This is a genomic window from Pedococcus sp. P2_E2 (genome assembly GCF_056403955.1).
Genome location: NZ_JBFUEM010000007.1, coordinates 29,130 through 53,558, shown reverse-complemented (window position 1 = coordinate 53,558; position 24,429 = coordinate 29,130). Strand labels below are relative to the sequence as shown.

The window sequence follows — 24,429 nt, the reverse complement described above, 5'->3', positions numbered from 1 at the left end:
CGTGGAAGATTGAGGTCGAGCGATGTCTGCACCGAGCCCGGGATATTCCATCACCGTTCGCGCCGAGGCGCCTGCCGCGATCGACACCACGGGTGCCGTCGCTGCCGCCGTGGCGTCGGCGGGCGGAGCGCTCACGGCCCTCGACGTCGTGGAGTCCCACGGTGACAAGCTGGTCGTGGACGTGACCTGCAACGCCTCCGACGCCGACCATGCCGACCGGATCACCGCGGCGATCGCGGCGGTCCCGGGGGTCACGGTCCGCAAGGTCAGCGACCGCACCTTCCTGCTCCACCTCGGCGGCAAGCTCGAGGTCGTGCCCAAGGTGCCGCTGAAGCACCGCGACGACCTGTCCCGCGCCTACACCCCGGGGGTGGCCCGCGTCTGCCTCGCGATCGCGGAGAACCCCGAGGACGCGCGCCGCCTCACCATCAAGCGCAACACGGTCGCGGTCGTGACGGACGGGTCCGCCGTCCTCGGCCTCGGCAACATCGGCCCGGCCGCTGCCCTGCCCGTCATGGAGGGCAAGGCTGCGCTCTTCAAGCAGTTCGCCGGAGTCGACGCGTGGCCGGTCTGCCTCGACACCCAGGACACCGAGGAGATCATCATGATCGTCAAGGCGATCGCCCCGGTCTACGGCGGCGTGAACCTCGAGGACATCAGCGCGCCGCGGTGCTTCGAGATCGAGGCGCGCCTGCGTGACGAGCTCGACATCCCCGTCTTCCACGACGACCAGCACGGCACCGCGATCGTCACCCTCGCCGCCCTGCGCAACGCCCTGCGCGTGGTGGGCAAGACGCTGGAGGACGTGCGGATCGTGGTCTCGGGGGTGGGTGCGGCCGGCCACGCCATCGTCCGGCTCCTCGACGCCCAGGGCGCGACCGACATCATCGGGTGCGACCGCCGCGGTGCGCTGGACCCGGAGGCCGACCACGCGGACGAGTTCCGTGGCTGGATCGCCCGCAACACCAACCCTTCCCGCACGACCGGCACGCTCAAGGAGGTGCTGCGCGGGGCCGACGTCTTCATCGGCGTCTCGGCACCGAACCTGCTGGACGGCGACGACATCGCCACCATGGCGGACCGTGCCATCGTCTTCGCGATGGCCAACCCCGACCCCGAGGTCGACCCGGTCGCGGCGAGCCACCACGCGGCCGTCGTCGCCACCGGACGCTCCGACTACGCCAACCAGATCAACAACGTGCTGGCCTTTCCCGGCTTCTTCCGCGGTCTGCTCGACGCCGGCGCGCGCGACATCACCGACGAGATGATGATCGCCGCCGCCGCGGCCATCGCCGACTGCGTCCACCCCGACGAGCTCAACGCGAGCTACATCGTGCCCAGCGTCTTCGACGCCGACGTCGCGCCCTCGGTGGCAGCTGCCGTGCGGCAGGCGGCCGGGGGACGGCACGCCGACCCGGCCACGCGGCATACCGGCAGCGCCACGCGGGAGGCGACCGCGCCGCCCGCCGCCACCCCCGCCATCCCGACGAGCCAGGCCCCGGCCCGATGACCGTGGACCTGGGCGCCCTCGGCGCCGCCCTCGACGAGCACCTGCGTGACGCGGATGCCGAGCTGGCCGCACGGTTCCCCGGCGAGCGGCCGGTGCGCCAGCCGGTGCACACGGTCTACGTGCCGGCCGACCGCTACGACGCCGACCTGGTGTCGCGGTGGCAGGCCGAGGCGGTCGCCGCGCTGGACGAGCACGGCGGCGGCGCCGAGGGGGCGGCCGAGGCCTTCGGGCTTCCGTCGGAGCTGGCAGCCGAGCTGTACGCGCGGGTGCGCACCAAGCTCGCGCGCGAGGCCATCGAGGACCTGCGCATCGACTTCGAGGACGGCTACGGCACGCGGTCCGACGACGAGGAGGATGCCGCCGTCGACGCGGCGGCTGCGGCGCTCCTCCGTGCCGTGGACGCCGGTGGGGCGACTGCCTTCAGCGGCATCCGGTTCAAGAGCTTCGAGGCGCCGACGCGCGCACGCGGGCTGCGCACCTTCGCCCGCTTCGTCGCTGCGGTGGCCCGGGACGGTCGCCTGCCGGACGGCTTCGTGGTGACGTTCCCGAAGGTGACGTCAGTCGACCAGGTCGAGGCGATGGTGGTGGCCTGCGAGAGGGTCGAGCAGGGTGTCGGGCTTTCGCCGGGGGCGATCCGCTTCGAGATCCAGGTCGAGACGCCGCAGGCGATCTGCGGACCTGACGGCACGGCGCTCGTCGCCCGGATGGTCCATGCCTCCGCCGGCCGGTGCACGTCGCTGCACTACGGCACCTACGACTACTCGGCCTCGTGTGGCATCTCCGCCGCCTACCAGTCGATGGAGCACCCGGCCGCCGACCACGCCAAGGCGGTCATGCAGGTCGCTGCGGCGGGCACGGGCGTGCACCTGTCCGACGGCTCCACCAACGTGCTTCCCGTGGGCAGTCACGACGACGTGGTGGCCGCCTGGCGGCTGCACGGGCGGCTGGTGCGACGCTCGCTCGAGCGGGGCTACTACCAGGGCTGGGACCTGCACCCCGCACAGTTCCCGAGTCGCTACCTCGCCACCTACGCGTTCTACCGCGAGGGGCTCTCGGCCGCCGGCCAACGGCTGAAGAACTATGTGGGACAAGTGGATTCGGGGGTCATGGATGAACCCGCGACAGCCCGAGCGCTGTCGGACTTCGTGGTCCGTGCGCTCGACTGCGGCGCCACGGACGAGCAGGAGGTCCATCGCCTGACCGGCCTGGACCGCCCCGCCATCGACCGCCTGGCCCGCCGCGCCACCGCCTGACGCGTCAGGGCGCTTGACGGGCCCGACCACCTGACCTGCCTGCCGTCCGCGGGTAGGTTGGCCGCATGCGCGTGCGGGTGGAGTTCACGACCGAGCCGTTCCACGGCGAGSACGGCCAGCTGCCTGCCCACGTGACCGCGTCCGCCGACGCGCTCCGGTATGCCGGGTTGTCACCCGACCTGGGACCGCTCGGCACGTCGGTCGAGGGCGAGGCCGAGGTGGTCGTCGACGCGGTGGGCGCCGCGCTCAAGGAGGCGTTGTCCCACGGCGCGACCCGGGTCACCCTCACCCTCGGTGACGTCGACGCGGTGACCGCCGTCACCCCCGCGGCCGGTGCCGGGGCCGGTGCTGGGGCCGGTGCTGGGGCCACCGACTTCACCGACGGCTTGTCGCGGCTCATCGCCGACGTCGAGCGCGAGCTCGGGGGCTCTCTCGCAACCCTGCCGCGCGCCGAGAAGCAGCACGCCGTGCGCCTGCTGGAGGAGCGCGGCGCGTTCGAGATGCGCCGCAGTGCGGAGACGGTCGCGGAGGCCCTGGGCCTGACCCGCTTCACCGTCTACAACTACCTCAACCGGATCCGGGACTCGGCGGCCGAGCCCGCCGGCTGACGCGGCATACCCGGTCGTCCTGGGACCCCGTCGACTGCTCGCCGCGTCCCCCGCAGGTCTGCACCGCAGAAACTTTCAACAGATTGTTGACTGGTTCACATTGGCGCGCCTATCCTTCCATCATCCGTAAACAGGTTTCCACCATTCGGAAGATCTCCGAATCGCTCGGGAAGCCGTCCCCGCGCCACCCACGCCGACCCCGCCAGGGTCGACGGGCACCGCAAGGAGCACCATGAGCTTCGTCCTCGGACCCAACCAGTACGGCAAGGCGGAGAACCGCGTCGTCCGCGTCTACCGCGACACCGCCCGCCACGAGATCCGCGACCTCAACGTGTCGACCGCCCTGCGCGGCGACTTCACCGAGGCGCACACGACCGGTGACCAGGCCAGCATCCTGCCCACCGACACCCAGAAGAACACCGCCTTCGCGTTCGCCAAGGAGCACGGCGTCACCTCACCGGAGGACTACGCCCTCACCCTCGGCCAGCGCTTCCTCGACGTCACGCCCGTCGCGACCGCCAGCCGGATCGAGGTCGAGGAGTATGCCTGGGACCGCATCGAGGTCGGCGGCACCGGCCACGACCACGCGTTCGTGAAGCGGGGCGGCGAGGTACGCACCACCGTCGTCACCCGCGACCGCAGCGGCGACGAGCCGCGCGCCTGGGTCGTCTCCGGCGTCAAGGACCTCGTGGTCCTCAAGTCGACCGGCTCGGAGTTCAAGGGCTACCTCAAGGACGAGTACACGACCCTCAAGGAGACCGACGACCGGATCCTCGCGACCTCGCTCGTGGCGCGCTGGCGCTACGAGTCCACCGAGGGCGTGGACTGGAACAAGTCGTTCGACGACGTGCGGTCGCTCCTCCTCGAGACGTTCGCGACGACCTACAGCCGCGCACTGCAGGAGAGCCTCTACGCGATGGGGTCGGCCGTCCTGGCCGCTCACCCCGAGGTCGCGGAGATCAAGTTCTCAGCCCCCAACAAGCACCACTTCCTGGTCGACCTGTCCCCGTTCGGGTTGGACAACCCGGGTGAGGTGTTCATCGCCGCAGACCGCCCGTACGGGCTGATCGAGGCCACGGTCCAGCGCGAGAGCGGCTCGGACGCGGGCGACGCCTGGCTCACCGTGCCCGGCTTCTGCTGACGCCCCTCCGCTCCTCGTCGCCACTCCTCGTCCCCGCTCCTCGGGGCCGGCGCCCGTACACCCCACGACGCCCGCGCCGGCTCCCGCACGCATCTGATTCCCTCTCCTCCTCCCGGAGCCTCCCGACATAGCTCCAGACAGAAAGGCCTGTCATGAGCGCAGCCACCGCAACACCCCAGTCCCAGCGCGCCTCCCGCCACCCGGTCGACGAGGTCCTGCCCATCCCGAAGCTCGCGATCTACGGCTTCCAGCACGTGCTGGCGTTCTACGCCGGTGCGGTGATCGTGCCGATCCTCCTGGCCAGCGCCATCGGGCTGTCGACCCAGGAGCTCATCCACCTCATCAACGCCGACCTCTTCACGTGCGGCATCGCCTCGATCATCCAGTCGGTCGGGTTCTGGAAGGTCGGCGTGAAACTGCCTCTCCTGCAAGGGGTCACGTTCACCGCTGTCTCGCCGATGATCGCCATCGGGATGGCCGCGGGCGGCGGTACCGACGGCCTGCTCGTGATCTACGGGGCGGTGATCGTGGCGGGCCTGTTCACCTTCCTCGTCGCGCCCTACTTCAGCCGGCTGATCCGCTACTTCCCCCCGGTGGTCACCGGTTCGGTCATCACGATCATCGGCCTCGCGCTGCTGCCGGTCGCGGCTGCGGACGCAGCCGGTGGCGCGGGCCCCACCCTCGACCCCACCAGCGGGCGCAACCTCGCGTACGCGCTCGGCACGCTCGGGCTGATCGTCGCGATCCAGCGGATCTTCAAGGGATTCATGGCCACCGTGGCAGTCCTCATCGGACTGGTCGTCGGCACGCTCATCGCCTGGATCCTCGGTGACGCGCACTTCAACTCGGTCTCGGACTCGGGCTGGATCGGGGTCACGACGCCGTTCCACTTCGGCTGGCCCAGGTTCTCCGTGGCCGCGATCATCTCGATGATCGTCGTCATGCTCATCACCGCCGTCGAGACCACCGGTGACGTGTTCGCCACCGGCGAGATCGTCGAGAAGCGCGTCGGCAAGGAGGACATCGCCCGTGCCCTGCGCGCCGACGGTCTGGCCACCACGATCGGTGGTGTCTTCAACTCCTTCCCCTACACCTGCTTCGCCGAGAACGTCGGCCTGGTGCGGTTGACCCGGGTCAAGAGCCGCTACGTCGTCGCCACGGCAGGGCTGATCATGGTCGTCATCGGCCTCATCCCGAAGGCCGGCGCCATCGTCGCGGGCATCCCGCACCCGGTGCTCGGTGGTGCCGCGCTGGCGATGTTCGCCACCGTCGCCGTCGTGGGCTTCCAGACCCTGTCGCGGGTCGACTTCCACGACCACCGCAACGTCGTCATCGTCGCCACCGCGGTCGGCCTCGCGATGTACGTCACCGCACAGCCCGACGTGGCCAAGGCCGTCCCGGACTGGGCCCAGATCATCCTCGGCTCGGGCATCACCCTCGGCTCGATCACCGCCATCGTGCTCAACTTCCTGTTCCACCACGTCGGGTCGAGCCGGGGTCCGGCCGTGGCCGGCGCTCCTGGGTCGTTGGTGCGGCTGAGCGAGGTCAACCAGATGTCGCGTGAGGACTTCGCCGACACCTTCGGCAGCCTGTTCCAGGGTCCGCGCTGGGTGGTCGAGCGCGCCTTCGACTCACGGCCGTTCAGCGACACCAGTGACCTGCGTCGCGCGTTCCAGGAGGCGCTGTTCTCGGCCAACGAGGACGAGCAGCGACAGCTGATCGACTCCTACCCCGACCTCGGCGCCGACAGCGTGGCGGAGGGCGACGAGGGGCCGGACTCGCTGCGCGACCAGTCCTCGCTCGGGCTCACCCGTCTCGACGAGAAGGGTCACGGCGAGCTGGCCGAGCTCACCTCGCAGTACCGGGACCGGTTCGGCTTCCCCCTCGTCACGTGTGTCCGCGACCGCGACTCCTTCGACCAGGTGGTGCGCACCGGCTGGGAGCGGTTGAACAACTCCCAGGCGCAGGAACACGCCTCGGCGCTGGTGGAGATCGCCAAGATCGCCGGCTACCGGTTTGATGACCTCGTGGCCGACGCCAACCCGATCCACTCCGCCCGCACCCGGTTCGTGGAGGGTCGATGACCCTCGAGAACCTCAACGCGCTGCCGGCGTCGGCCCTGGAGGGGCAGCTGACCGCGTGCCTCCCGGTGCCTCGCTGGGTCGCCGCCGTCCGCGACGGCCGACCGTATGCCGCGTGGCAGGACCTCGAGGCGACCGCCGGCGCCGCCGCCCAGCACCTCGACGACGAGGAGCTGGAGGCGGCGCTGGCCGGCCACCCGAGGATCGGTGAACGGGCCGAGGGGCCGCACCACAACGCGGCCGCCAGTGCACGCGAGCAGTCCGGGGTGGACCCGGCCGACGCCGAGGTGGCGCGCGCGCTCGCCGAGGGCAACGCGGCATACGAGGCGCGTTTCGACCGGGTGTTCCTCATCCGGGCGGCAGGCCGCTCCGCGCCCGAGATCCTCGCAGAGCTGGACCGCCGGCTCGGCAACGACGACGCCGCCGAGCGCGAAGAGACCGTGACCCAGCTGCGCGAGATCGCGCTGCTCCGACTCCGACAGGTGGCCTCCTGATGGGAACCCTCAGCACGCACGTCCTCGACACCAGCCTCGGCAAGCCCGCGGCCGGCATCACGGTGGTGCTGGAAACCGTTGATACGACTGGCTCCGGGGGACAGGCGATCGGTGACGGCATCACCGATGGCGACGGGCGGGTCGGCAGCATCGGTCCGGAGCGGCTGGAGGCGGGCGACTACCGCCTGCGGTTCGCCTCGGGTGGCTACTTCGCAGGGCGTGGCGTCGAGGCGTTCTACCCCGAGGTGGTGGTGGTCTTCACCATCGCCGACGCCGACCAGCACTACCACGTGCCGGTCCTGCTCAACCCGTTCGGCTACTCCACCTACCGGGGGTCGTGACCGTGGCGACCGTCGCGCGGCTGGTCCTGGACGGTTGCACGGTGGTGACGATGGACCCGGCCAGGACCGAGCACGCCGTCGGCCACGTGGTCGTCGAGGGGTCGCGCATCGTCGCCGTCGCACCGGGTCGCCACGTGGACGACGGGAGTGCGGCCGAGGTGGTCGACGCGACCGGCTGCCTGCTGACGCCGGGCCTGGTCAACACCCACCACCACCTCTACCAGTGGGCCACCCGGGGCCTGGCGGTCGACGCCACGCTGTTCGGCTGGCTGACCGAGCTCTATCCCGTCTGGGGTGGCATCGACGAGGACGTGGTCGGTGCTGCCGCAGCAGCCGGGCTCGGCTGGTTGGCCCGCACGGGGTGCACGACGTCGATGGACCACCACTACGTCTTCCCCCGCCACGGAGGCGACGTCCTGGGTGCCGAGGTGGACGCGGCGCGACGGATCGGCCTGCGATTCCTCGCGGCTCGCGGCTCGATGGATCTCGGCGAGAGTCAGGGCGGACTGCCCCCCGACCACGTGGTCGAGGACCTCGACACCATCCTCGCCGCGACGGCGGCCGCCGTCGACGCGCACCACGACCCGTCACCCGACTCGATGTTGCGGATCGGCGTGGCCCCGTGCTCGCCCTTCTCGGTGACCGCCGACCTCTTGCGCGAGTCCGCGGCCCTGGCTCGTGACCGCGGGGTGCGGCTGCACACCCACCTGGCGGAGACGACCGACGAGGAGCGCTACTGCGCCGAGCGATTCGGGTTGAGCCCGCTGGCCTACCTGGAGTCCCTCGGCTGGCTCGGCGACGACGTGTGGCTCGCGCACGGCATCCACTTCGACGACGTCGCGATACGCACACTGGCGGCCACCGGCACCGGTGTCGCCCACTGTCCCTCGTCCAACGCCCGCCTCGGTGCCGGCATCGCCCGCACGCGCGACCTGCGCGACGCAGGGGTGCCGGTGGGGCTCGGGGTGGACGGTGCGGCGTCGAACGAGGCGTCCTCCCTCGTCGAGGAGGCACGCCACGCGCTGCTCTTCGCCCGGGCCCGAGGCGGTCCGGAGGCGCTCGGGGTGCGGGACGCGCTCGAGCTGGCCACGATCGGCGGGGCCCGGGTGCTCGGCTGGGACGACCAGATCGGGTCGCTGGAGGTCGGAAAGCTGGCCGACATCGCGCTGTGGCGACTCGACGGGCTGGGCCATGCCGGCGTGGTCGACCCGGTGGCCGGGCTCGTGCTCGGTTCACGGCCGCCGCTGGAGCTGCTCCTGGTTGGAGGCAGCCGGGTGGTGTCGGGCGACAGGCTGGTGACCGCTGACGAGGAATCGCTTGCGGCACAGGCGGTCTCGGCAGGGGAGCGGTTGCTCGCGCGGCACCGCGACGCCGCCGGATATATCTCGGCCACCGGCTGAGACGACGGCCCCAGCGGTCTTGACGATGTCGCAGGTTGACGCCTACCCTTTCATTGATCGGAAAAACGATTCCACAATGCGGAAACAAGGAGAGAATGCCATGTCGGACCACGGACTGCGCTACGAGGTGAACTGCTCGATCCTGTTCACCGAGCTGCCGCTGCTCGAGCGGCCGGCCGCCGCGAAGGCGGCAGGGTTCGACGCCGTGGAGTTCTGGTGGCCCTGGCCGGACCAACCGGTGCCCGCCGACCGTGAGGTCGACGCCTTCGTGGGCGCCGTCCAGGACGCCGGGGTTCAGCTGGTGGGTCTCAACTTCTTTGCCGGTGACCTGGCCGGGCCCGACTGCGGGGTGCTCTCGATCCCCGACCGCGTGCAGCAGTTCCGCGACAACGTCGACGTGACGGTCGGCATCGGAGAGCGGCTCGGCGTCTCGGCGTTCAACGCCCTCTTCGGCAACCGTGTCGAAGGCGTCTCGGCGCAGGAGCAGGACGAGCTCGGGCGTGAGTCGGTCGCCTTCGCCGCCAAGGCCGCCGACCGGATCGGGGCGACCGTCCTCGTCGAGTCGGTCAGCGGCCCCAAGCCCTACCCGCTGCGGACCGCGGCCGACGCCGTGGCGGTCGTCGACGACGTGCGCGCCACCGGGACGAGCAACGTCGGCTTCCTCCTCGACCTCTACCACCTGGCCGCCAACGGCGACGACCTCGAGGCCGCCATCGCGGCCTACACCGACCGCACTGCCCACGTGCAGATCGCCGACGCCCCCGGGCGCGGTGAGCCCGGCTCCGGCGCCCTCGACCTCCAGCGCCACCTCGGCGCCCTCGCCCAGCGTGGGTATGCCGGGTGGGTGGGGCTGGAGTACAAGCCCACCACCGCGACCACCCCCGAGAGCTTCGGCTGGCTCCCGCGCGAGAGACGCTCTGCCTGACCGCATCACGACACGCCAACGACCTTCAAGGAGAACGCAATGAGCACCATCGCCTTCATCGGACTCGGCATCATGGGCAGCCCCATGGCCGTCCACCTCCAGGACGCCGGGCACGACGTCGTCGGCTACAACCTGCACCCCGACAAGACCAAGCCCCTGGTCGACGTGGGCGGCACCGCGGCGGCTTCGGTCGCGGAGGCGGTGCGTGACGCCCAGGTGGTCGCGGTGATGGTCCCCGACAGCCCCGACGTGCAGGACGTGCTGCTGGGCGAGGACGGTGTCTTCGCCAACGCCAAGGAGGGCACGCTGGTCATCGACTTCTCCAGCATCCGCCCCGACGTGACGGTCGAGCTCGCCAAGGCCGCGCAGGACAAGGGGTTCCGCCTGCTCGACGCCCCGGTCTCCGGTGGCGAGGCGGGCGCCAGGAACGCCGCCCTGTCGATCATGGTCGGCGGTGCCGCAGCGGACTTCGCGGAGGCCAAGCCGCTCTTCGACGCGGTCGGCAAGACCATCGTCCACGTGGGCGGCAACGGTGCTGGGCAGACGGTCAAGGCCGCCAACCAGCTCATCGTGGCCGCCAACATCCAGGCCCTGGCCGAGGCCGTGGTCTTCCTCGAGGCCTACGGCGTCGACCTCGGTCCTGCGCTCGACGTGCTCGGCGGTGGGCTGGCCGGCTCCAAGGTGCTGGACCAGAAGCGCGAGAACATGACCAACAAGTCCTTCGAGCCGGGGTTCCGGATCGACCTCCACCACAAGGACCTCGGGATCGTGACCACCGCCGCCCGCGAGGCCGGGGTGGTCGTACCCCTCGGCGGGCTCGTCGCGCAGCTGATGGCCTCGGCCCGCGCGAACGGCGACGGCGGGCTCGACCACTCGGCCCTCCTGCGCGGCGTCCAGCGCCTCTCCGGCCAGCTCTCGAGCTGAACCGACCCCACAGACCCGGCCACCCGGCATACCGAACCACCCTGAACCAGGAGCACCACCATGGCACGCATGACTGCGGCCCAAGCGGCCGTCGAGATCCTCAAGAAGGAAGGCGTGACGAATGTCTTCGGTCTGCCCGGAGCGGCGATCAACCCCTTCTACAAGGCGATGAAGACCAACGGCGGCCTGCACCACACGCTGGCCCGTCACGTCGAGGGCGCCTCCCACATGGCCGAGGGCTACACCCGCGCCAGGGCCGGCAACATCGGCGTCTGCGTCGGCACCAGCGGCCCGGCCGGCACCGACATGATCACCGGCCTCTACTCGGCCAGCGCCGACTCGATCCCGATCCTGTGCATCACCGGACAGGCGCCGGTGGCCAAGCTGCACAAGGAGGACTTCCAGGCCGTCGACATCGCCTCGATCGCGGGGCCGCTGACCAAGATGGCGGTCACTGTGCTCGAGCCGGCGCAGGTCCCGGGCACCTTCCAGCAGGCGTTCCACCTGATGCGTTCGGGACGTCCCGGCCCGGTCCTCATCGACCTGCCGATCGACGTCCAGATGGCCGAGATCGAGTTCGACGTCGAGACCTACGCGCCGCTGCCGACCTACAAGCCGGCAGCCACCCGCCCGCAGGTCGCGAAGGCCCTGGACCTGCTGGCCGCGAGCGAGCGCCCCCTGATCGTCGCCGGCGGCGGCATCATCAACGCCGACGCCGCCGCCCTGCTGGTCGAGCTCGCCGAGCTGACCGGCGTCCCGGTCATCCCGACCCTGATGGGCTGGGGCACCATCCCCGACGACCACGAGCTCAACGCCGGCATGGTCGGACTGCAGACCAGCCACCGCTACGGCAACGCCACCATGCTCGAGTCCGACTTCGTCCTGGGCATCGGCAACCGGTGGGCCAACCGCCACACCGGTGACCTCGAGACCTACACCAAGGGCCGCACGTTCGTGCACGTCGACATCGAGCCGACCCAGATCGGCCGGGTCTTCGCCCCTGACTACGGGATCGTCTCCGACGCCAAGGCTGCTCTGGGGCTGTTCGTCGAGGTGGCCCGCGAGCGTCGCGACGCCGGTCGCCTCGCCGACCGCACCGCGTGGGCGCAGTCCTGTCGCGACCGCAAGGCGACCATGTGGCGCAAGACCAACTTCGACGTCACCCCGGTCAAGCCCCAGCGGGTCTACCAGGAGATGAACCGTGCCTTCGGCAAGGACGTCCGCTACGTCTCGACCATCGGGTTGTCCCAGATCCAGGCTGCCCAGCTGCTGCACGTCTACAAGGACCGGCACTGGATCAACGCCGGACAGGCGGGGCCGCTGGGCTGGACGGTGCCGGCGGCACTCGGCGTCGCCACGGCAGTCCCCGACGAGACCGTCGTCGCCCTCTCCGGCGACTACGACTTCCAGTTCATGATCGAGGAGCTGGCGGTCGGGGCGCAGTTCAACATCCCCTACATCCACGTCCTGGTGAACAACGCCTACCTCGGCCTGATCCGGCAGAGCCAGCGCGGGTTCGACATGGACTACTGCGTCCAGCTGTCGTTCGACAACATCAACAGCCCCGAGGTCGGCAGCTACGGCGTCGACCACGTCAAGGTCGTCGAAGGCTTGGGCTGCAAGGCGATTCGCGTCTTCGACCCTGAGGAGATCGCCCCGGCACTGGAGAAGGCCAAGGCCATGGCGCAGGAGTACCGCGTCCCGGTCGTCGTCGAGGTCATCCTCGAGCGCGTCACCAACGTCTCGATGGGACTGTCCATCGACAGCGTGACCGAGTTCGAGGAGCTGGCAGCGGGCGGCGCCGACGCCCCGACCGCGCTCTTCGCCAACCTGGACTAGGTCAGCCGATGCCCCGCGTCCTGCTGGCCCCCGACAAGTTCAAGGGCACCCTGACGGCCGCCGAGGTCGCGGTGCACCTGTCTGACGGCCTGCGCTCGGTCCTGCCAGACGTCGAGGTGGTCGTCGTCCCCGTCGCCGACGGGGGCGACGGCACCCTCGCCGCGGCCGTGGCTGCCGGCTTCACCCGGATGCCGGTGTGGGCCACTGGCCCGACGGGTATGCCGCGAGAGTCGGCCTACGGGGTACGCGGCACCGAGGCGGTGGTCGAGCTGGCGGAGGTGTCGGGCCTGGCCCAGCTGCCCGGCGGGCGAGCAGCCCCCCTGTCGGCCTCCAGCAGGGGCACCGGCGAGCTGATCGCCGCTGCCCTGGACGCGGGAGCGCGTCGTGTCGTCGTCGCCGTTGGCGGGAGCGCGTGCACCGATGGCGGGGCGGGTCTGCTCCAGGCGCTCGGCGCCACCATCCACACCGCCACCGGCGCCGAGGTGCGCCCGGGTGGGGCCGGGCTGCTCGACGCGGCCCGTCTGGACCTGACTGGGCTCCATCCCGAGCTCGCCGAGGCGGAGCTGGTCGTGGCCTGCGACGTCGACAACCCCCTCACCGGCAGCCGTGGGGCTGCGGCGGTCTACGGCCCGCAGAAGGGCGCGGGCCCCGAGGACGTCGAGCTGCTCGACTCCGCGCTGACCCGCTGGGCCGACCTCGTCGCCCGCGCCACCGGCACCGACCGACGGGACGAACCGGGAGCAGGAGCTGCGGGCGGGGTCGGCTTCGGGCTTCTCGCCGTCCTCGGCGCGACGACACGACCAGGAGCCGAGCTCGTGTTCGAGCTGACCGGGCTGCCTGACGCCCTTGCCGGGGTCGACCTGGTCGTGACCGGCGAGGGCTCGCTCGACGCCCAGACCTTGCACGGCAAGGCTCCGGCCGCCGTCGCCGCGCTGGCCCGCGACAAGGGGGTGCCGGCTGTGGCGGTGGCCGGTCAGGTCACGCTGACGCCTGCCGAGCTGGGAGCGGCAGGCCTGCACGCGGCATACGCGCTCGTCGACGAAGGCACGCGGCACGAGGCGCTGAACGCACCGGGGCCGCTGCTCGAGCGGATCGGCGCGCGCATCGCGCGCGAGCACCTCGGAGGTGGGCGATGAGGTTCGCGAGGGTCGGTCCCCCCGGAGCCGAGCGTCCCGTGGTCGTCGCCGACGACGGTGGCCTGCTCGACCTGAGGACACTGACGACTGACATCGACGCGGCCTTCCTGGGCAACCTGGCTGCGGTCGACACCGCTGCGCTGCAACGGCTTCCGCGAGACGAGGACGTGCGGTTCGGCTCGCCGATCGCGCGGCCGGGCAAGGTGGTCGGCATCGGGCTCAACTACCGTGACCATGCCTCCGAGGCGCGGGTGCCGCTGCCCACCGAGCCGGTCGTCTTCCTCAAGGCGCCGACCTCGGTGTGCGGACCCACTGACGACATCAGGATGCTCCCGCAGTCGGTCACGACGGACTACGAGGTGGAGCTCGGGGTCGTCCTCGGGGCGCCGCTCAAGGACGAGCGCGACCGGTCCCGCGCGCTGCGGGCGGTCGCCGGCTACGTGCTGGCCCACGACGTCTCCGACCGGGCGCTCCAGCTCGAGCGCGGCGGCACCTGGACGAAGGGCAAGTCGGCTGACACCTTCTGCCCGCTCGGCCCGTGGCTGGTCACCCCCGACGAGCTCGGCGACCCTGCCGCCGTCAGGTTGCGGCTCTCGGTGAACGACACCCTCAGGCAGGACGGATCGACCGGCGACATGCTGTTCTCCGTCGCCGAGCTGCTCTGCTACGTCAGTGGCCTCATGACGCTCGAGCCCGGCGACCTCGTCATCACCGGCACCCCGGCCGGCGTCGCGATGGGCCAGCCGGAGCCGCGGCCCTACCTGCGCCACGGCGATGTCGTGTGCGCGGACGGCGGGGTCCTCGGTCGCCATCGCAGCCGCGTCGTGGACGCAGTTCGTTCTGCCACACCGGCAGCGGCGAGCTGAGGCAGGGATTACGGTCATGGCAGGCGCGGTGCAGAGCTCCGGGAAGGGGTCGGGCGTGACGGCAGAGGTGGTCCTTCGAGCGAGGCGTGCCGTGGTCGGCGGGGCCGAGGTCGCAGTGGCGGTCTCGCTCGCGGGCGGGCGGATCGTCGCGGTCGACCCCTACGACACCGAGGTGCCCGGCGCCCGCGTGGTCGAGCTGGCCGACGACGAGGTGCTGCTGCCCGGCCTCGTCGACGCCCACGTCCACGTGAACGAGCCGGGGCGCACGGACTGGGAGGGGTTCGCCAGCGCCACCCGCGCCGCCGCTGCCGGTGGTGTCACGACGATCATCGACATGCCCCTGAACTCCATCCCGCCCACCGTCACCGTGGCCGCCCTCGAGGAGAAGCGGGCGGTCGCCCGCGACCAGGCCTACGTCGACGTGGGCTTCTGGGGTGGTGCCGTGCCCGGCAACCTGCCCGACCTGCGACCGCTCCACGAGGCCGGCGTCTTCGGCTTCAAGTGCTTCCTGCTCCACTCCGGCGTCGACGAGTTCCCCCACCTGTCGGCGTCCGAGCTGCGCGAGGCGCTCGCGGAGACGGCCACCTTCGACGGGCTCGTCATCGTGCACGCCGAGGACGAGCAGACCATCGAGTCCGCACCGCAGTCGCACGGCCAGGGGTATGCCGGGTTCCTGGGTTCGCGTCCCAAGGAGGCCGAGGAGCGGGCCATCGCGCAGGTCATCGACGCGACCCGCGAGACCGGCGGGCGGGCGCACATCCTGCACCTCTCCGACGCCGACGCGATCCCGTTGATCGCCAAGGCCCAGGCCGAGGGGCTGCGGCTCTCGGTGGAGACCTGCCCCCACTACCTCACCCTCGACGCCGAGGAGATCCCCGACGGCGCAACGCAGTTCAAGTGCTGCCCGCCGATCCGCGAGCACGACAACCGCGACCGGCTCTGGGCCGGCCTGGAGGACGGCGTCATCCGCACGGTCGTGTCCGACCACTCGCCCTGCACCGAGGACCTCAAGCGGTTCGACTCAGGCGACTTCGGTGAGGCCTGGGGCGGTATCGCCGGTCTCCAGCTCGGCCTGCCCGCCGTGTGGACCGAGGCCCGGCAACGCGGGCACTCGCTCGCCGACGTCGTGCGCTGGATGGGGGAGGGGCCTGCTGACCAGGTCGGGCTCACCGACCGCGGGCGGATCGCGGTCGGCGCGCCGGCCGACCTCGTCGTCTTCGCCCCCGACGAGTCGTTCACCGTCGACGTCGCCTCCCTGCGGCACAAGAACCCCGTGTCGGCGTATGCCGGCCGCACGCTCACCGGGGCGGTGCGCCAGACCTGGCTGCACGGCATACCGGTCGACATCGAGGCCGACCCCCGCGGTCGGCTCCTGACGAGAGGACAGCGATGACCACGCCCCGCCACGCGACCACTTCCTACTACGCCCCCGCCGGGGGTCTGCCGCCGCAGACCCAGCTGACGACGGACCGCGCGGTGTTCACCGAGGCGTACGCCGTCCTGCCGCGCGGGACGATGACCGACATCGTCACGAGCAACCTGCCGTTCTGGGACGCCACCCGGCTCTGGGTGATCGCCCGGCCGTTGTCCGGCTTCGCGGAGACGTTCTCGCAGTACATCGTCGAGGTCTCGCCGGGCGGTGGCTCCGACAAGCCCGAGCTCGACCCGGGTGCCGAGGGGGTGCTCTTCGTGGTGGCGGGCGGGCTGACGCTGACCCTCGGGGACCAGTCGCACGAGCTGGCGGCCGGCGGCTACGCCTTCATCCCGCCGGGTCAGGAGTGGACGCTGCACAACCGCGGCGACGTCGTGGCGACCTTCCACTGGATCCGCAAGGCCTACCAGGTCGTGGAGGGTGTCGAGGTGCCCGAGGCGTTCGTGACGAACGAGGGCGACGTCGAGGGAGGGGAGATGCCTGGCACCAACGGGGTGTGGACCACCCAGCGGTTCGTCGACCCGACCGACGTGCGGCACGACATGCACGTCAACATCGTCAACTTCGAGCCGGGCGGGGCGATCCCGTTCCCGGAGACCCACGTGATGGAGCACGGCCTCTACGTCCTCGAGGGCAAGGCGGTCTACCTGCTCAACAACGACTGGGTCGAGGTGCAGGAAGGCGACTTCATGTGGCTGCGCGCCTTCTGCCCGCAGGCCTGTTACGCCGGGGGCCCCGGTCGGTTCCGCTACCTGCTCTACAAGGACGTCAACCGGCACGCAGTCCTCTCCCGCCAGTTCGTGTAGCTCACGATCTGGCGGCCAGGGCCACGGTGGGCATGATGGTCCGGTGACGGGTGGAGGTGGAGCATGACGCAGCCACGGCGACAGTCGGGCATCGTCAGCCTGCTCACCCGGGAGGACGCCTACGTCTCCGGACCCCAGGTGCTCTCCGAGCTGCGCCGCGTGATCGCCTCCGGCGCGGTGCCCCCCGGCAGCCCGATCCCGCTCGACGACGTGGCGGCCTTCTTCGGCGTGAGCCTGATCCCCGTGCGCGAGGCCCTCAAGACCTTGCTCGGTGAGGGCCTGCTGGAGCACCAGCCAAGGCTCGGCTACACCGTCACCGCCCTCTCGCAGGCCGAGCTCGACGAGCTCTACGTGGTGCGCGGTGCCCTCGAGGCGGCTGCCCTCGAGGCGGCGGTGCGCCAGTCCGCACCGGCTGACCACGCGCGCGCCACGGCGATCCACGACGCCCTCGACCGGGCCGTCGCCGCCGACGATGCCGCGGCGTTCCAACGCGCCAGCCGCGAGTTCCACGAGGCGCTCCTGGCCCCGTGCCGGATGCCCCGGCTGCTGCACATGCTCGACATCGCCTGGAACCTCACCGAGCCCGTCCAGACCATGATGCGCACGACCGAGCAGGACCGGGCAGGCATGCGCGAGGACCACCAGCGGATGCTCGACGCCTTCGTCGCCCGCGACGCCGAGACCCTCAAGGCTGTCGCCGAGGCCCACCACGACCGGCTCACGGCATGCATCGCCCGCATCGGCGGCTGACCAGCCTTTTCTCGCCCCGATCCGGCGCCGGTCGAACCCGCCCGGGGGCGCCTGGATATACCCAGATATACGGTTCAAAGCCTTCTGTCCCAACGGATCCGCTCCTAGCGTTCTCCGCAAGCATCCGCGATCACGCGGTGGACAAAGGAGTCCGGATGAGCACCACCGAAAAGCCCTTCGAGACCGAGGAAGCGGCCGCTGCGGCCGGGTTCGCGACCCACCACGGGGAGCACGACCACGGCGCCGGCGCCGGTCTGATCAAGCCGTCGTACGACGAGCGCCTGACCAACGAGGACCTCGCGCCGCTCAAGGAGCAGACCTGGTCCTGGTACAACATCTTCGCGTTCTGGATGTCCGACGTGCACAGCGTCGGCGGCTACATCACGGCCGGCAGCCTGTTCGCCCTCGGCCTGACGAGCTGGCAGGTGTTCGTGTGCCTCATCGTCGGCATCACGATCGTGCTCTTCTTCTGCAACTTGGTCGCCAAGCCCAGCCAGCGCACCGGCGTCCCCTACCCGGTGATCTGCCGGTCGGTGTTCGGGGTGCTCGGCGCCAACATTCCCGCCATTATCCGAGGGCTCATCGCGGTGGCCTGGTACGGCATCCAGACCTACCTCGCCTCGGCGTCGCTGGACATCCTGCTGGTTCGCATGTGGCCAGGGCTCGAGCCGTACGCCGACGTGAGCCAGCACGGGTTCCTCGGCCTCTCGACCCTCGGCTACGCGACCTTCGCCCTGCTCTGGGTTGCGCAGGCGGCGGTCTTCTGGACCGGCATGAACACGATCCGCAAGTTCATCGACTTCGCCGGACCGGCCGTCTACGTCGTGATGATCGCGCTGTGCGTCTACCTGCTGTCCAAGGCCGGCTGGAGCGTCAACCTCAACCTGTCCGACCACGAGCTCTCCGGCGGCAAGGTCGTCACGACGATGCTGGCGGCGACGGCGCTGGTCGTGTCCTACTTCTCCGGCCCGATGCTCAACTTCGGTGACTTCTCGCGCTACGGCCGCACCTTCCAGGCCGTGAAGAAGGGCAACTTCTGGGGCCTGCCGGTCAACTTCGTCTTCTTCTCGCTGCTGACCGTCCTCACCGCCGCGGCCACCCTGCCGGTCTACGGCGAGCTGATCACCGACCCGGTGTCGACCGTCGGCCACATCGACAACACCTTCGCCCTCGTCCTCGCGGCGCTGACCTTCACCACGGCCACGATCGGCATCAACATCGTCGCCAACTTCGTCTCTCCGGCCTTCGACTTCTCCAACGTCAGCCCGCAGAAGATCAGCTGGCGGATGGGCGGCATGATCGCCGCGGTCGGTTCGGTCCTGCTCACGCCGTGGAACCTCTACAACAGCCCCGAGACGATCCACTACACGCTCGACACCCTGGGTGCCTTCATCGGCCCGCTGTTCGGGGTCCTCATCGCCCACTACTACGTCGTGCACAAGCAGCGGGTCTGCGTCGACGACCTGTTCACCCTCGACGAGTCCGGCGCCTACCACTACAAGCGTGGCTACAACCCGCCCGCGATCTGGGCGACCGCGATCGCTGCAGCCGGCGCCCTTTCGGCCGTGTTCATCCCTGGCATCAACCGGTTCGACGACTACTCCTGGTTCATCGGCTGCGGTCTGGGCTTCGCGGCATACGCGCTCCTCGCTCCGCGGATGGGTGTCAGCGACAGCCCCCTCGACGCGAAGACGTGCGTGAAGTGACTGTCCACCTCACCGTCGTCAACCCGAACACGACGGCGTCGATGACCGCGCTGATCGAGGCGGAGGCGCGGCGGGTGGCCGGCCCAGACGCGATCATCACGGCCCGCACTCCGTCGATGGGACCGGCGTCGATCGAGAGCCACTACGACGAGGCGCTCGCGGTGCCGGGGCTGCTCGAGATCATCCGCGAGGACCAGCAGGCGGACGCGTTCGTCCTGGCCTGCTTCGGAGACCCCGGTCTGGACGCCGCTCGGGAGGCGGCGTCCAGGCCGGTGATCGGCATCGCCGAGGCGGCGATGAAGACGGCTTCCCTGCTGGGGCGGAGCTTCTCGGTCGTCACCACGATGAGCCGCACGGTGGGGCGCGCGTGGGACCTCACCCGCACCTATGGCCTGGAGCGTCAGTGCGCGGGCGTGCACGCGTGCGACATCCCGGTGCTCGAGCTGGAAGAGGACCGCGACCGGACGTATGCCGTGATCCTCGCCTTCGCGAAGAACGCCGTGGCGGCTGACGGCTCGGACGCGATCGTGCTCGGGTGCGCCGGGATGGCGGGCCTGCCCGAGCTGCTCACCGAACAGCTGGGGGTGCCGGTCGTCGACGGCGTCGCAGCGGGGACGCTGCTCGCCGAGAGCGTGGTGCGGCTCGGGTTGCGCCCCTCCACGCACGGCGAGCTCGCGCCGCCGCCGCCGAAGGCCTACGCCGGAGTGCTGCAGGGGTTCGGCCGCGCCTGAGTTGTGCCTTCCCGCGGCGCCTCCCCCCGAAGGCGGGCACGTGTTGCGCGCAGGTCGTCACGGGTGGGCGGAAATGGGGGTCCGGTGACCACCTGGCGGCAACAAGTCCCGGCGGTGGGGACGTGTTGCGCGCAGATCGTCGCGGGTGGGCGGAAATGGGGGGCCTGTGACCACCTGGCGGCAACAAGTCCCGACGGCGGGCACGTGTTGCGCGCAGATCGTCACGCGTGGGCGGAAATGGGGGTCCGGTGACCACCTGGCGGCAACAAGTCCCGAAGGCGGGCACGTTCGTCCAGCGCGCGGAATGGTCGGCCGAAACCCTTGATTCAACAGTTTGTTGAGGCCTATCCTGCTCGGGAACCAACGACAGGGCCGTCGTTCGGCATGGATAACCGGCGGACCCACTCCTGTCAGCAACCATGCCCCCAGGTGGCGACGCCTGGGGGATGATGGTCCCCAAGGATTGGGGCGACGGGAGTCACCATGGCGTCAACCAACACTCACGCTGTTGAAGAGCACAGTGTCACGGTCAACGGTGCGCCCAGCGCGCTCGACGGCACCGACCCGAGCACCACGGCCCTCGACTGGCTCCGGGCCCAGGGCCTGACCGGTGCCAAGGAGGGCTGCGCCGAGGGAGAGTGCGGCGCCTGCTCGATCATGGTGGCCCGACCCACCGAGGGGTCCTGCACCCAGTGGACCGCCATCAACGCGTGCCTCGTCCCGGTCGCGGCGCTCGACGGCCAGGAGGTCGTCACCTCAGAGGGACTCGGCCGCCCCGACGCCCTCCACCCGGTGCAGCGTGAGATGGCTGTCCGCGGCGGGTCCCAGTGCGGCTACTGCACGCCGGGGTTCATCTGCAGCATGGCCGCCGAGTACTACCGCGAGGGTCGGTGTGCCACCGCTGCGGCCGCTCCGGACCCGTCGCAGAACGGCCACGAGCGTGCAACCGAGGCTGCCCAGGGCCACACAGCGAACGACCCGGGTGCCGCTCCCGACCACGAACACGGACCCAACGGCTTCGACCTGCACGCACTCTCGGGCAACCTGTGCCGCTGCACCGGCTACCGACCCATCCGCGACGCCGCCTACGCCCTCGGCGAGCCCGCCGCCGACGACCCGTATGCCGCGCGGCTGGCTGCCGCGCCCCCCGCCGCCCGCGCCACGCGGCTCGACGGCCCCACCGGGACCTACGCCCGCCCCGGCGACCTCTCCGAGGCGCTGGCCCTGCTGTCCGAGCACCCCGACGCCGTCCTGGTGGCCGGCTCCACCGACTGGGGCGTCGAGGTCAACCTCCGTGGTTCGCGGACCCCCTTCGCGATCGGCATCGACCGGCTGCCGGAGCTGCGGACGCTCGAACTCGGTGACGACGCGGTGGAGATCGGTGCCGCCCTCAGCCTGAGCGAGGTGGAGCGGGGGCTCGCCGGACGAGTCCCGTTGCTGGACAAGATGTTCCCGCAGTTCGCCTCGCGCCTGATCCGCAACGGCGCGACCATCGGCGGCAACCTCGGCACGGGGTCGCCCATCGGTGACACGCCTCCTGCCCTGCTCGCCCTCGAGGCGACGGTGCTGCTCGCCTCGACCGACGGGGAGCGCGAGGTGCCCCTGGCCGACTACTTCACGGGCTACCGCCAGACGCTCAAGCGAGAGGGCGAGCTGATCCGCGCCGTGCGGATCCCGCTGCCGCTCAGCGAGGTCACGGCCTTCCACAAGATCGCCAAGCGACGGTTCGACGACATCTCCAGCGTCGCCGTCGGCTTCGCGCTCGACCTCCGCGACGGCGTCGTCGTCAAGGCGCGGATCGGCCTCGGTGGCGTGGCCGCCACCCCCATCCGCGCGCTGGCCACCGAGGCTGCCCTCGAGGGTCGGGCGTGGAGCGCCGAGGTCGCCCGCGAGGCTGCGGACGTGATGCGCGGCGAAGGCACGCCGATGGACGACCACCGGGCCAGCGCGGCATACCGCACGGCGACGCTGGGCACCGCCCTCCTCAAGCTGCACGCCGAGACCGCGACCCAACAGGAGGTCGGAGCATGAGCGCCCTGTCCGAACGCCCAGCCAATCCCGTTGTCGGCCAAGAGATCCCGCACGAGGCGGCATCGCTGCACGTGACGGGAGAGGCGCTGTACACCGACGACCTCGCGGTCCGTACGCACGGGATCCTGCACGCCCACCCGGTGCAGGCGCCGCACGCCCATGCCCGCGTCACCCGCCTCGACACGGCGCCGGCGCTGGAGGTCCCGGGCGTCGTGCGCGTCCTCACCGCCGACGACGTCCCGGGCGTCAACGATGCCGGGGTCAAGCACGACGAGCCGCTGTTCCCGTCGGAGGTCATGTTCTTCGGTCACGCGGTGTGCTGGGTGCTCGGCGAGACCCTGGAAGCCGCACGGCTGGGCTCGCTCGCGGTCGAGGTCGACTACGAGCCGCTGCCGTCCCTGGTGACCGTCCACGAGGCGATCGAGGCCGGGAGCTTCCAGGGCGGGCAGCCGCACATGGAGCGCGGCGACATCGAGGCAGGGTTCGCCGGAGCGGCCCACGTCTACAGCGGCGAGTTCGAGTTCGCGGGGCAGGAGCACTTCTACCTCGAGACGCACTGCTCGATCGCCCTCGTGGACGAGAACGGGCAGATCTTCGTCCAGAGCTCGACGCAGCACCCGACCGAGACGCAGGACATCGTCGCGCACGTGCTCGGGCTGCCGAGTCACGCGGTCACCGTCCAGTGCCTGCGGATGGGTGGCGGCTTCGGGGGCAAGGAGATGCAGCCCCACGGGTATGCCGCGATCGCGGCCCTCGGCGCGACGCTCACCGGCCGCCCGGTGCGGCTGCGGCTCAACCGCACGCAGGACATGACCATGTCGGGCAAGCGGCACGGGTTCCACGCCCAGTGGCGGGTTGCCTTCGACGACAACGGAATGCTGCAGGCGCTCGACGCCACGCTGACTTCCGACGGTGGGTGGAGCCTCGACCTCTCCGAGCCCGTGCTGGCCCGGGCCCTGTGCCACATCGACAACGCCTACTGGATCCCCAACGTGCGGGTGAACGGCCGGATCGCCAAGACCCACAAGACCAGCCAGACCGCGTTCCGTGGCTTCGGCGGCCCACAGGGGATGCTCGTCATCGAGGACATCCTTGGCCGATGCGCCCCCCAGCTGGGCATCGACCCGATCGAGCTGCGGTCACGCAACTTCTACGTCGACGGTCAGTCCACTCCCTACGGCCAGCCGGTCCGCCACCCCGAGCGGGTCGCGACCTGCTGGGAGCAGGTGCTCACCACCGGTGACATCGCGGCGCGCAAGGCCGAGATCGCGGCATACAACGCCTCGCACGAGCACTCCAAGCGTGCCCTGGCGATGACGCCGGTGAAGTTCGGCATCTCGTTCAACTTCACCTCGTTCAACCAGGCCGGCGCGCTCGTCCACGTCTACAAGGACGGGTCGGTGCTCATCACCCACGGTGGCACCGAGATGGGTCAGGGCCTGCACACGAAGATGCTCCAGGTCGCGGCCACCACGCTGGGGGTGCCGCTGTCGACCGTCCGGCTCGCACCGACGCGCACCGACAAGGTGCCGAACACGTCAGCGACGGCCGCCAGCTCCGGTGCCGACCTCAACGGTGGCGCGGTCAAGGACGCCTGCGAGCAGATCATCGAGCGGCTGCGGGCTGTTGCCGCCGGACGACTCGGGGCGCACCCGGCCGACGTGCGGTTCAGCGACGGGCACGTGGGCAAGGTCGGCGGCGGCGCCACCGTGCCGTGGGCGGACCTCGTCAACCAGGCCTACTTCCAACGGATCCAGCTCTGGGCTGCGGGCTTCTACCGCACCGAGGGGCTGCACTGGGACTCCTCCGCGATGCACGGGTCGCCCTTCAAGTACTTCTCCTACGGCGTGGCGGCGAGCGAGGTCGAGGTCGACGAGTTCACCGGCGCCTACCGGTTGCGGCGCGTCGACATCGTGCACGACGTGGGCGACTCCCTCTCGCCCCTGGTGGACATCGGCCAGGTCGAGGGTGCGTTCGTCCAGGGTGCCGGCTGGCTGACGCTTGAGGACCTGCGCTGGGACGAGTCGGACCGGCCGTCCCGTGGTCGGTTGGCCACCCAGGCGGCGAGCACCTACAAGCTCCCGAGCTTCTCCGAGATGCCCGAGGTCTTCAACGTGGCGCTGCTCGAGCGCGCCCACGAGGACGGCGCCGTCTACGGCTCGAAGGCGGTCGGTGAGCCGCCGCTGATGCTGGCGTTCTCGGTGCGTGAGGCGCTGCGCGAGGCTGCAGCCGCCTTCGGTCCGGCCGGAACGTCGGTCGACCTCGCGTCCCCGGCGACCCCGGAGGCAGTCTTCTGGGCCGTTCGGGAGGCCCGGGGCGGCGCGGAGCCGCCCCACATGACTGCGATGGTCGAGGGTGCGCCGGGCGTGGTCCCCGACCAGCCCGACCCCGACGCCGCACCCCTGCGGCCGCGTTCCGAGCAGGCCGCCCAGCCGGCCAGGGCGGGGACGTGACC

19 protein-coding genes and 1 pseudogene are annotated in these 24,429 nt (G+C 70.9%); all 20 read left to right on the top strand.

Annotated features, from left to right (window positions below; translation table 11 throughout):
* Positions 1-22 precede the first annotated feature (22 nt).
* The 20 genes and pseudogenes from AC1DWR_RS15685 (at position 23) to xdhB (ending at position 24,427) form a co-directional block, all read left to right on the top strand.
* Positions 23-1,510, top strand: coding sequence for an NAD-dependent malic enzyme (locus tag AC1DWR_RS15685; protein ID WP_477614575.1), 1,488 nt, complete (start codon positions 23-25; stop codon positions 1,508-1,510).
* Positions 1,507-2,763 (top strand): DUF6986 family protein, encoded by a 1,257-nt coding sequence (locus AC1DWR_RS15680; protein ID WP_477614576.1) that lies wholly within the window; start codon positions 1,507-1,509, stop codon positions 2,761-2,763. Before AC1DWR_RS15685 ends, AC1DWR_RS15680 begins: the two co-directional genes overlap by 4 nt.
* Before the next feature lie 65 nt (positions 2,764-2,828).
* Positions 2,829-3,371: a helix-turn-helix domain-containing protein gene (locus AC1DWR_RS15675; RefSeq protein WP_477624745.1), complete on the top strand. Its 543-nt coding sequence runs from the start codon at positions 2,829-2,831 to the stop codon at positions 3,369-3,371.
* A 232-nt stretch (positions 3,372-3,603) separates the two neighbouring features.
* Positions 3,604-4,512: a factor-independent urate hydroxylase gene (pucL, locus tag AC1DWR_RS15670; protein ID WP_477614578.1), complete on the top strand. Its 909-nt coding sequence runs from the start codon at positions 3,604-3,606 to the stop codon at positions 4,510-4,512.
* 152 nt (positions 4,513-4,664) lie between these two features.
* Positions 4,665-6,596 (top strand): 2-oxo-4-hydroxy-4-carboxy-5-ureidoimidazoline decarboxylase, encoded by a 1,932-nt coding sequence (uraD, locus tag AC1DWR_RS15665; protein WP_477614579.1) that lies wholly within the window; start codon positions 4,665-4,667, stop codon positions 6,594-6,596.
* Positions 6,593-7,087 carry a 2-oxo-4-hydroxy-4-carboxy-5-ureidoimidazoline decarboxylase gene (gene uraD, locus AC1DWR_RS15660; RefSeq protein ID WP_477614580.1) on the top strand — a complete coding sequence of 165 codons (495 nt, stop codon included), beginning with the start codon at positions 6,593-6,595 and terminating at the stop codon, positions 7,085-7,087. Before uraD (AC1DWR_RS15665) ends, uraD (AC1DWR_RS15660) begins: the two co-directional genes overlap by 4 nt.
* Positions 7,087-7,428 (top strand): hydroxyisourate hydrolase, encoded by a 342-nt coding sequence (gene uraH / locus AC1DWR_RS15655; RefSeq protein WP_477614581.1) that lies wholly within the window; start codon positions 7,087-7,089, stop codon positions 7,426-7,428. Before uraD (AC1DWR_RS15660) ends, uraH begins: the two co-directional genes overlap by 1 nt.
* A gap of 2 nt (positions 7,429-7,430) precedes the next feature.
* The gene (locus tag AC1DWR_RS15650; RefSeq protein ID WP_477624744.1) at positions 7,431-8,828 is read left to right on the top strand and encodes an 8-oxoguanine deaminase; all 1,398 of its coding nucleotides are present in this window, start codon (positions 7,431-7,433) and stop codon (positions 8,826-8,828) included.
* A 115-nt stretch (positions 8,829-8,943) separates the two neighbouring features.
* Positions 8,944-9,753, top strand: coding sequence for a hydroxypyruvate isomerase family protein (locus AC1DWR_RS15645; protein WP_477614628.1), 810 nt, complete (start codon positions 8,944-8,946; stop codon positions 9,751-9,753).
* A gap of 33 nt (positions 9,754-9,786) precedes the next feature.
* Positions 9,787-10,677, top strand: a pseudogene (locus tag AC1DWR_RS15640) (2-hydroxy-3-oxopropionate reductase); the annotation flags it as partial.
* Between the two features lie 60 nt (positions 10,678-10,737).
* Entirely contained in the window at positions 10,738-12,516 is a 1,779-nt protein-coding gene (gcl, locus tag AC1DWR_RS15635; protein WP_477614583.1) for a glyoxylate carboligase, read from the top strand.
* 8 nt (positions 12,517-12,524) lie between these two features.
* A complete protein-coding gene (locus AC1DWR_RS15630; protein ID WP_477614584.1) occupies positions 12,525-13,652 on the top strand; it encodes a glycerate kinase in 1,128 nt (375 codons plus the stop codon).
* The gene (locus AC1DWR_RS15625; RefSeq protein ID WP_477614585.1) at positions 13,649-14,518 is read left to right on the top strand and encodes a fumarylacetoacetate hydrolase family protein; all 870 of its coding nucleotides are present in this window, start codon (positions 13,649-13,651) and stop codon (positions 14,516-14,518) included. The genes AC1DWR_RS15630 and AC1DWR_RS15625 overlap by 4 nt, the downstream gene beginning before the upstream one ends.
* Before the next feature lie 16 nt (positions 14,519-14,534).
* Positions 14,535-15,911: an allantoinase AllB gene (gene allB / locus AC1DWR_RS15620; RefSeq protein ID WP_477614586.1), complete on the top strand. Its 1,377-nt coding sequence runs from the start codon at positions 14,535-14,537 to the stop codon at positions 15,909-15,911.
* On the top strand, positions 15,908-16,756 hold the full coding sequence (locus AC1DWR_RS15615; protein WP_477614587.1) for a bifunctional allantoicase/(S)-ureidoglycine aminohydrolase: 849 nt from the start codon (positions 15,908-15,910) through the stop codon (positions 16,754-16,756). Before allB ends, AC1DWR_RS15615 begins: the two co-directional genes overlap by 4 nt.
* 63 nt (positions 16,757-16,819) lie before the next feature.
* Positions 16,820-17,506: a GntR family transcriptional regulator gene (locus tag AC1DWR_RS15610; protein ID WP_477614588.1), complete on the top strand. Its 687-nt coding sequence runs from the start codon at positions 16,820-16,822 to the stop codon at positions 17,504-17,506.
* 155 nt (positions 17,507-17,661) lie between these two features.
* Positions 17,662-19,212, top strand: a complete 1,551-nt coding sequence (locus AC1DWR_RS15605) for an NCS1 family nucleobase:cation symporter-1 (protein ID WP_477614589.1) — start codon at positions 17,662-17,664, stop codon at positions 19,210-19,212.
* Positions 19,200-19,943: an aspartate/glutamate racemase family protein gene (locus AC1DWR_RS15600; RefSeq protein ID WP_477614590.1), complete on the top strand. Its 744-nt coding sequence runs from the start codon at positions 19,200-19,202 to the stop codon at positions 19,941-19,943. The genes AC1DWR_RS15605 and AC1DWR_RS15600 overlap by 13 nt, the downstream gene beginning before the upstream one ends.
* A 483-nt stretch (positions 19,944-20,426) precedes the next feature.
* Positions 20,427-21,974: a xanthine dehydrogenase small subunit gene (locus AC1DWR_RS15595; RefSeq protein ID WP_477614591.1), complete on the top strand. Its 1,548-nt coding sequence runs from the start codon at positions 20,427-20,429 to the stop codon at positions 21,972-21,974.
* Complete coding sequence (xdhB, locus tag AC1DWR_RS15590; protein ID WP_477614592.1) at positions 21,971-24,427, top strand: xanthine dehydrogenase molybdopterin binding subunit; 2,457 nt, start codon at positions 21,971-21,973, stop codon at positions 24,425-24,427. Before AC1DWR_RS15595 ends, xdhB begins: the two co-directional genes overlap by 4 nt.
* Positions 24,428-24,429: the final 2 nt, after the last annotated feature.

What these genes read in the sequence shown, in the direction of transcription:
- xdhB (WP_477614592.1), top strand. Translation starts at nt 21,971, where the DNA reads ATGAGCGCCCTGTCCGAACGCCCAGCCAATCCCGTTGTCGGCCAAGAG.
- pucL (WP_477614578.1), top strand. Translation starts at nt 3,604, where the DNA reads ATGAGCTTCGTCCTCGGACCCAACCAGTACGGCAAGGCGGAGAACCGC.
- AC1DWR_RS15595 (WP_477614591.1), top strand. Translation starts at nt 20,427, where the DNA reads ATGGCGTCAACCAACACTCACGCTGTTGAAGAGCACAGTGTCACGGTC.
- uraH (WP_477614581.1), top strand. Translation starts at nt 7,087, where the DNA reads ATGGGAACCCTCAGCACGCACGTCCTCGACACCAGCCTCGGCAAGCCC.
- AC1DWR_RS15605 (WP_477614589.1), top strand. Translation starts at nt 17,662, where the DNA reads ATGAGCACCACCGAAAAGCCCTTCGAGACCGAGGAAGCGGCCGCTGCG.
- AC1DWR_RS15615 (WP_477614587.1), top strand. Translation starts at nt 15,908, where the DNA reads ATGACCACGCCCCGCCACGCGACCACTTCCTACTACGCCCCCGCCGGG.
- AC1DWR_RS15680 (WP_477614576.1), top strand. Translation starts at nt 1,507, where the DNA reads ATGACCGTGGACCTGGGCGCCCTCGGCGCCGCCCTCGACGAGCACCTG.
- AC1DWR_RS15630 (WP_477614584.1), top strand. Translation starts at nt 12,525, where the DNA reads ATGCCCCGCGTCCTGCTGGCCCCCGACAAGTTCAAGGGCACCCTGACG.
- AC1DWR_RS15610 (WP_477614588.1), top strand. Translation starts at nt 16,820, where the DNA reads ATGACGCAGCCACGGCGACAGTCGGGCATCGTCAGCCTGCTCACCCGG.
- AC1DWR_RS15625 (WP_477614585.1), top strand. Translation starts at nt 13,649, where the DNA reads ATGAGGTTCGCGAGGGTCGGTCCCCCCGGAGCCGAGCGTCCCGTGGTC.
- AC1DWR_RS15685 (WP_477614575.1), top strand. Translation starts at nt 23, where the DNA reads ATGTCTGCACCGAGCCCGGGATATTCCATCACCGTTCGCGCCGAGGCG.
- uraD (WP_477614579.1), top strand. Translation starts at nt 4,665, where the DNA reads ATGAGCGCAGCCACCGCAACACCCCAGTCCCAGCGCGCCTCCCGCCAC.
- allB (WP_477614586.1), top strand. Translation starts at nt 14,535, where the DNA reads ATGGCAGGCGCGGTGCAGAGCTCCGGGAAGGGGTCGGGCGTGACGGCA.
- gcl (WP_477614583.1), top strand. Translation starts at nt 10,738, where the DNA reads ATGGCACGCATGACTGCGGCCCAAGCGGCCGTCGAGATCCTCAAGAAG.
- uraD (WP_477614580.1), top strand. Translation starts at nt 6,593, where the DNA reads ATGACCCTCGAGAACCTCAACGCGCTGCCGGCGTCGGCCCTGGAGGGG.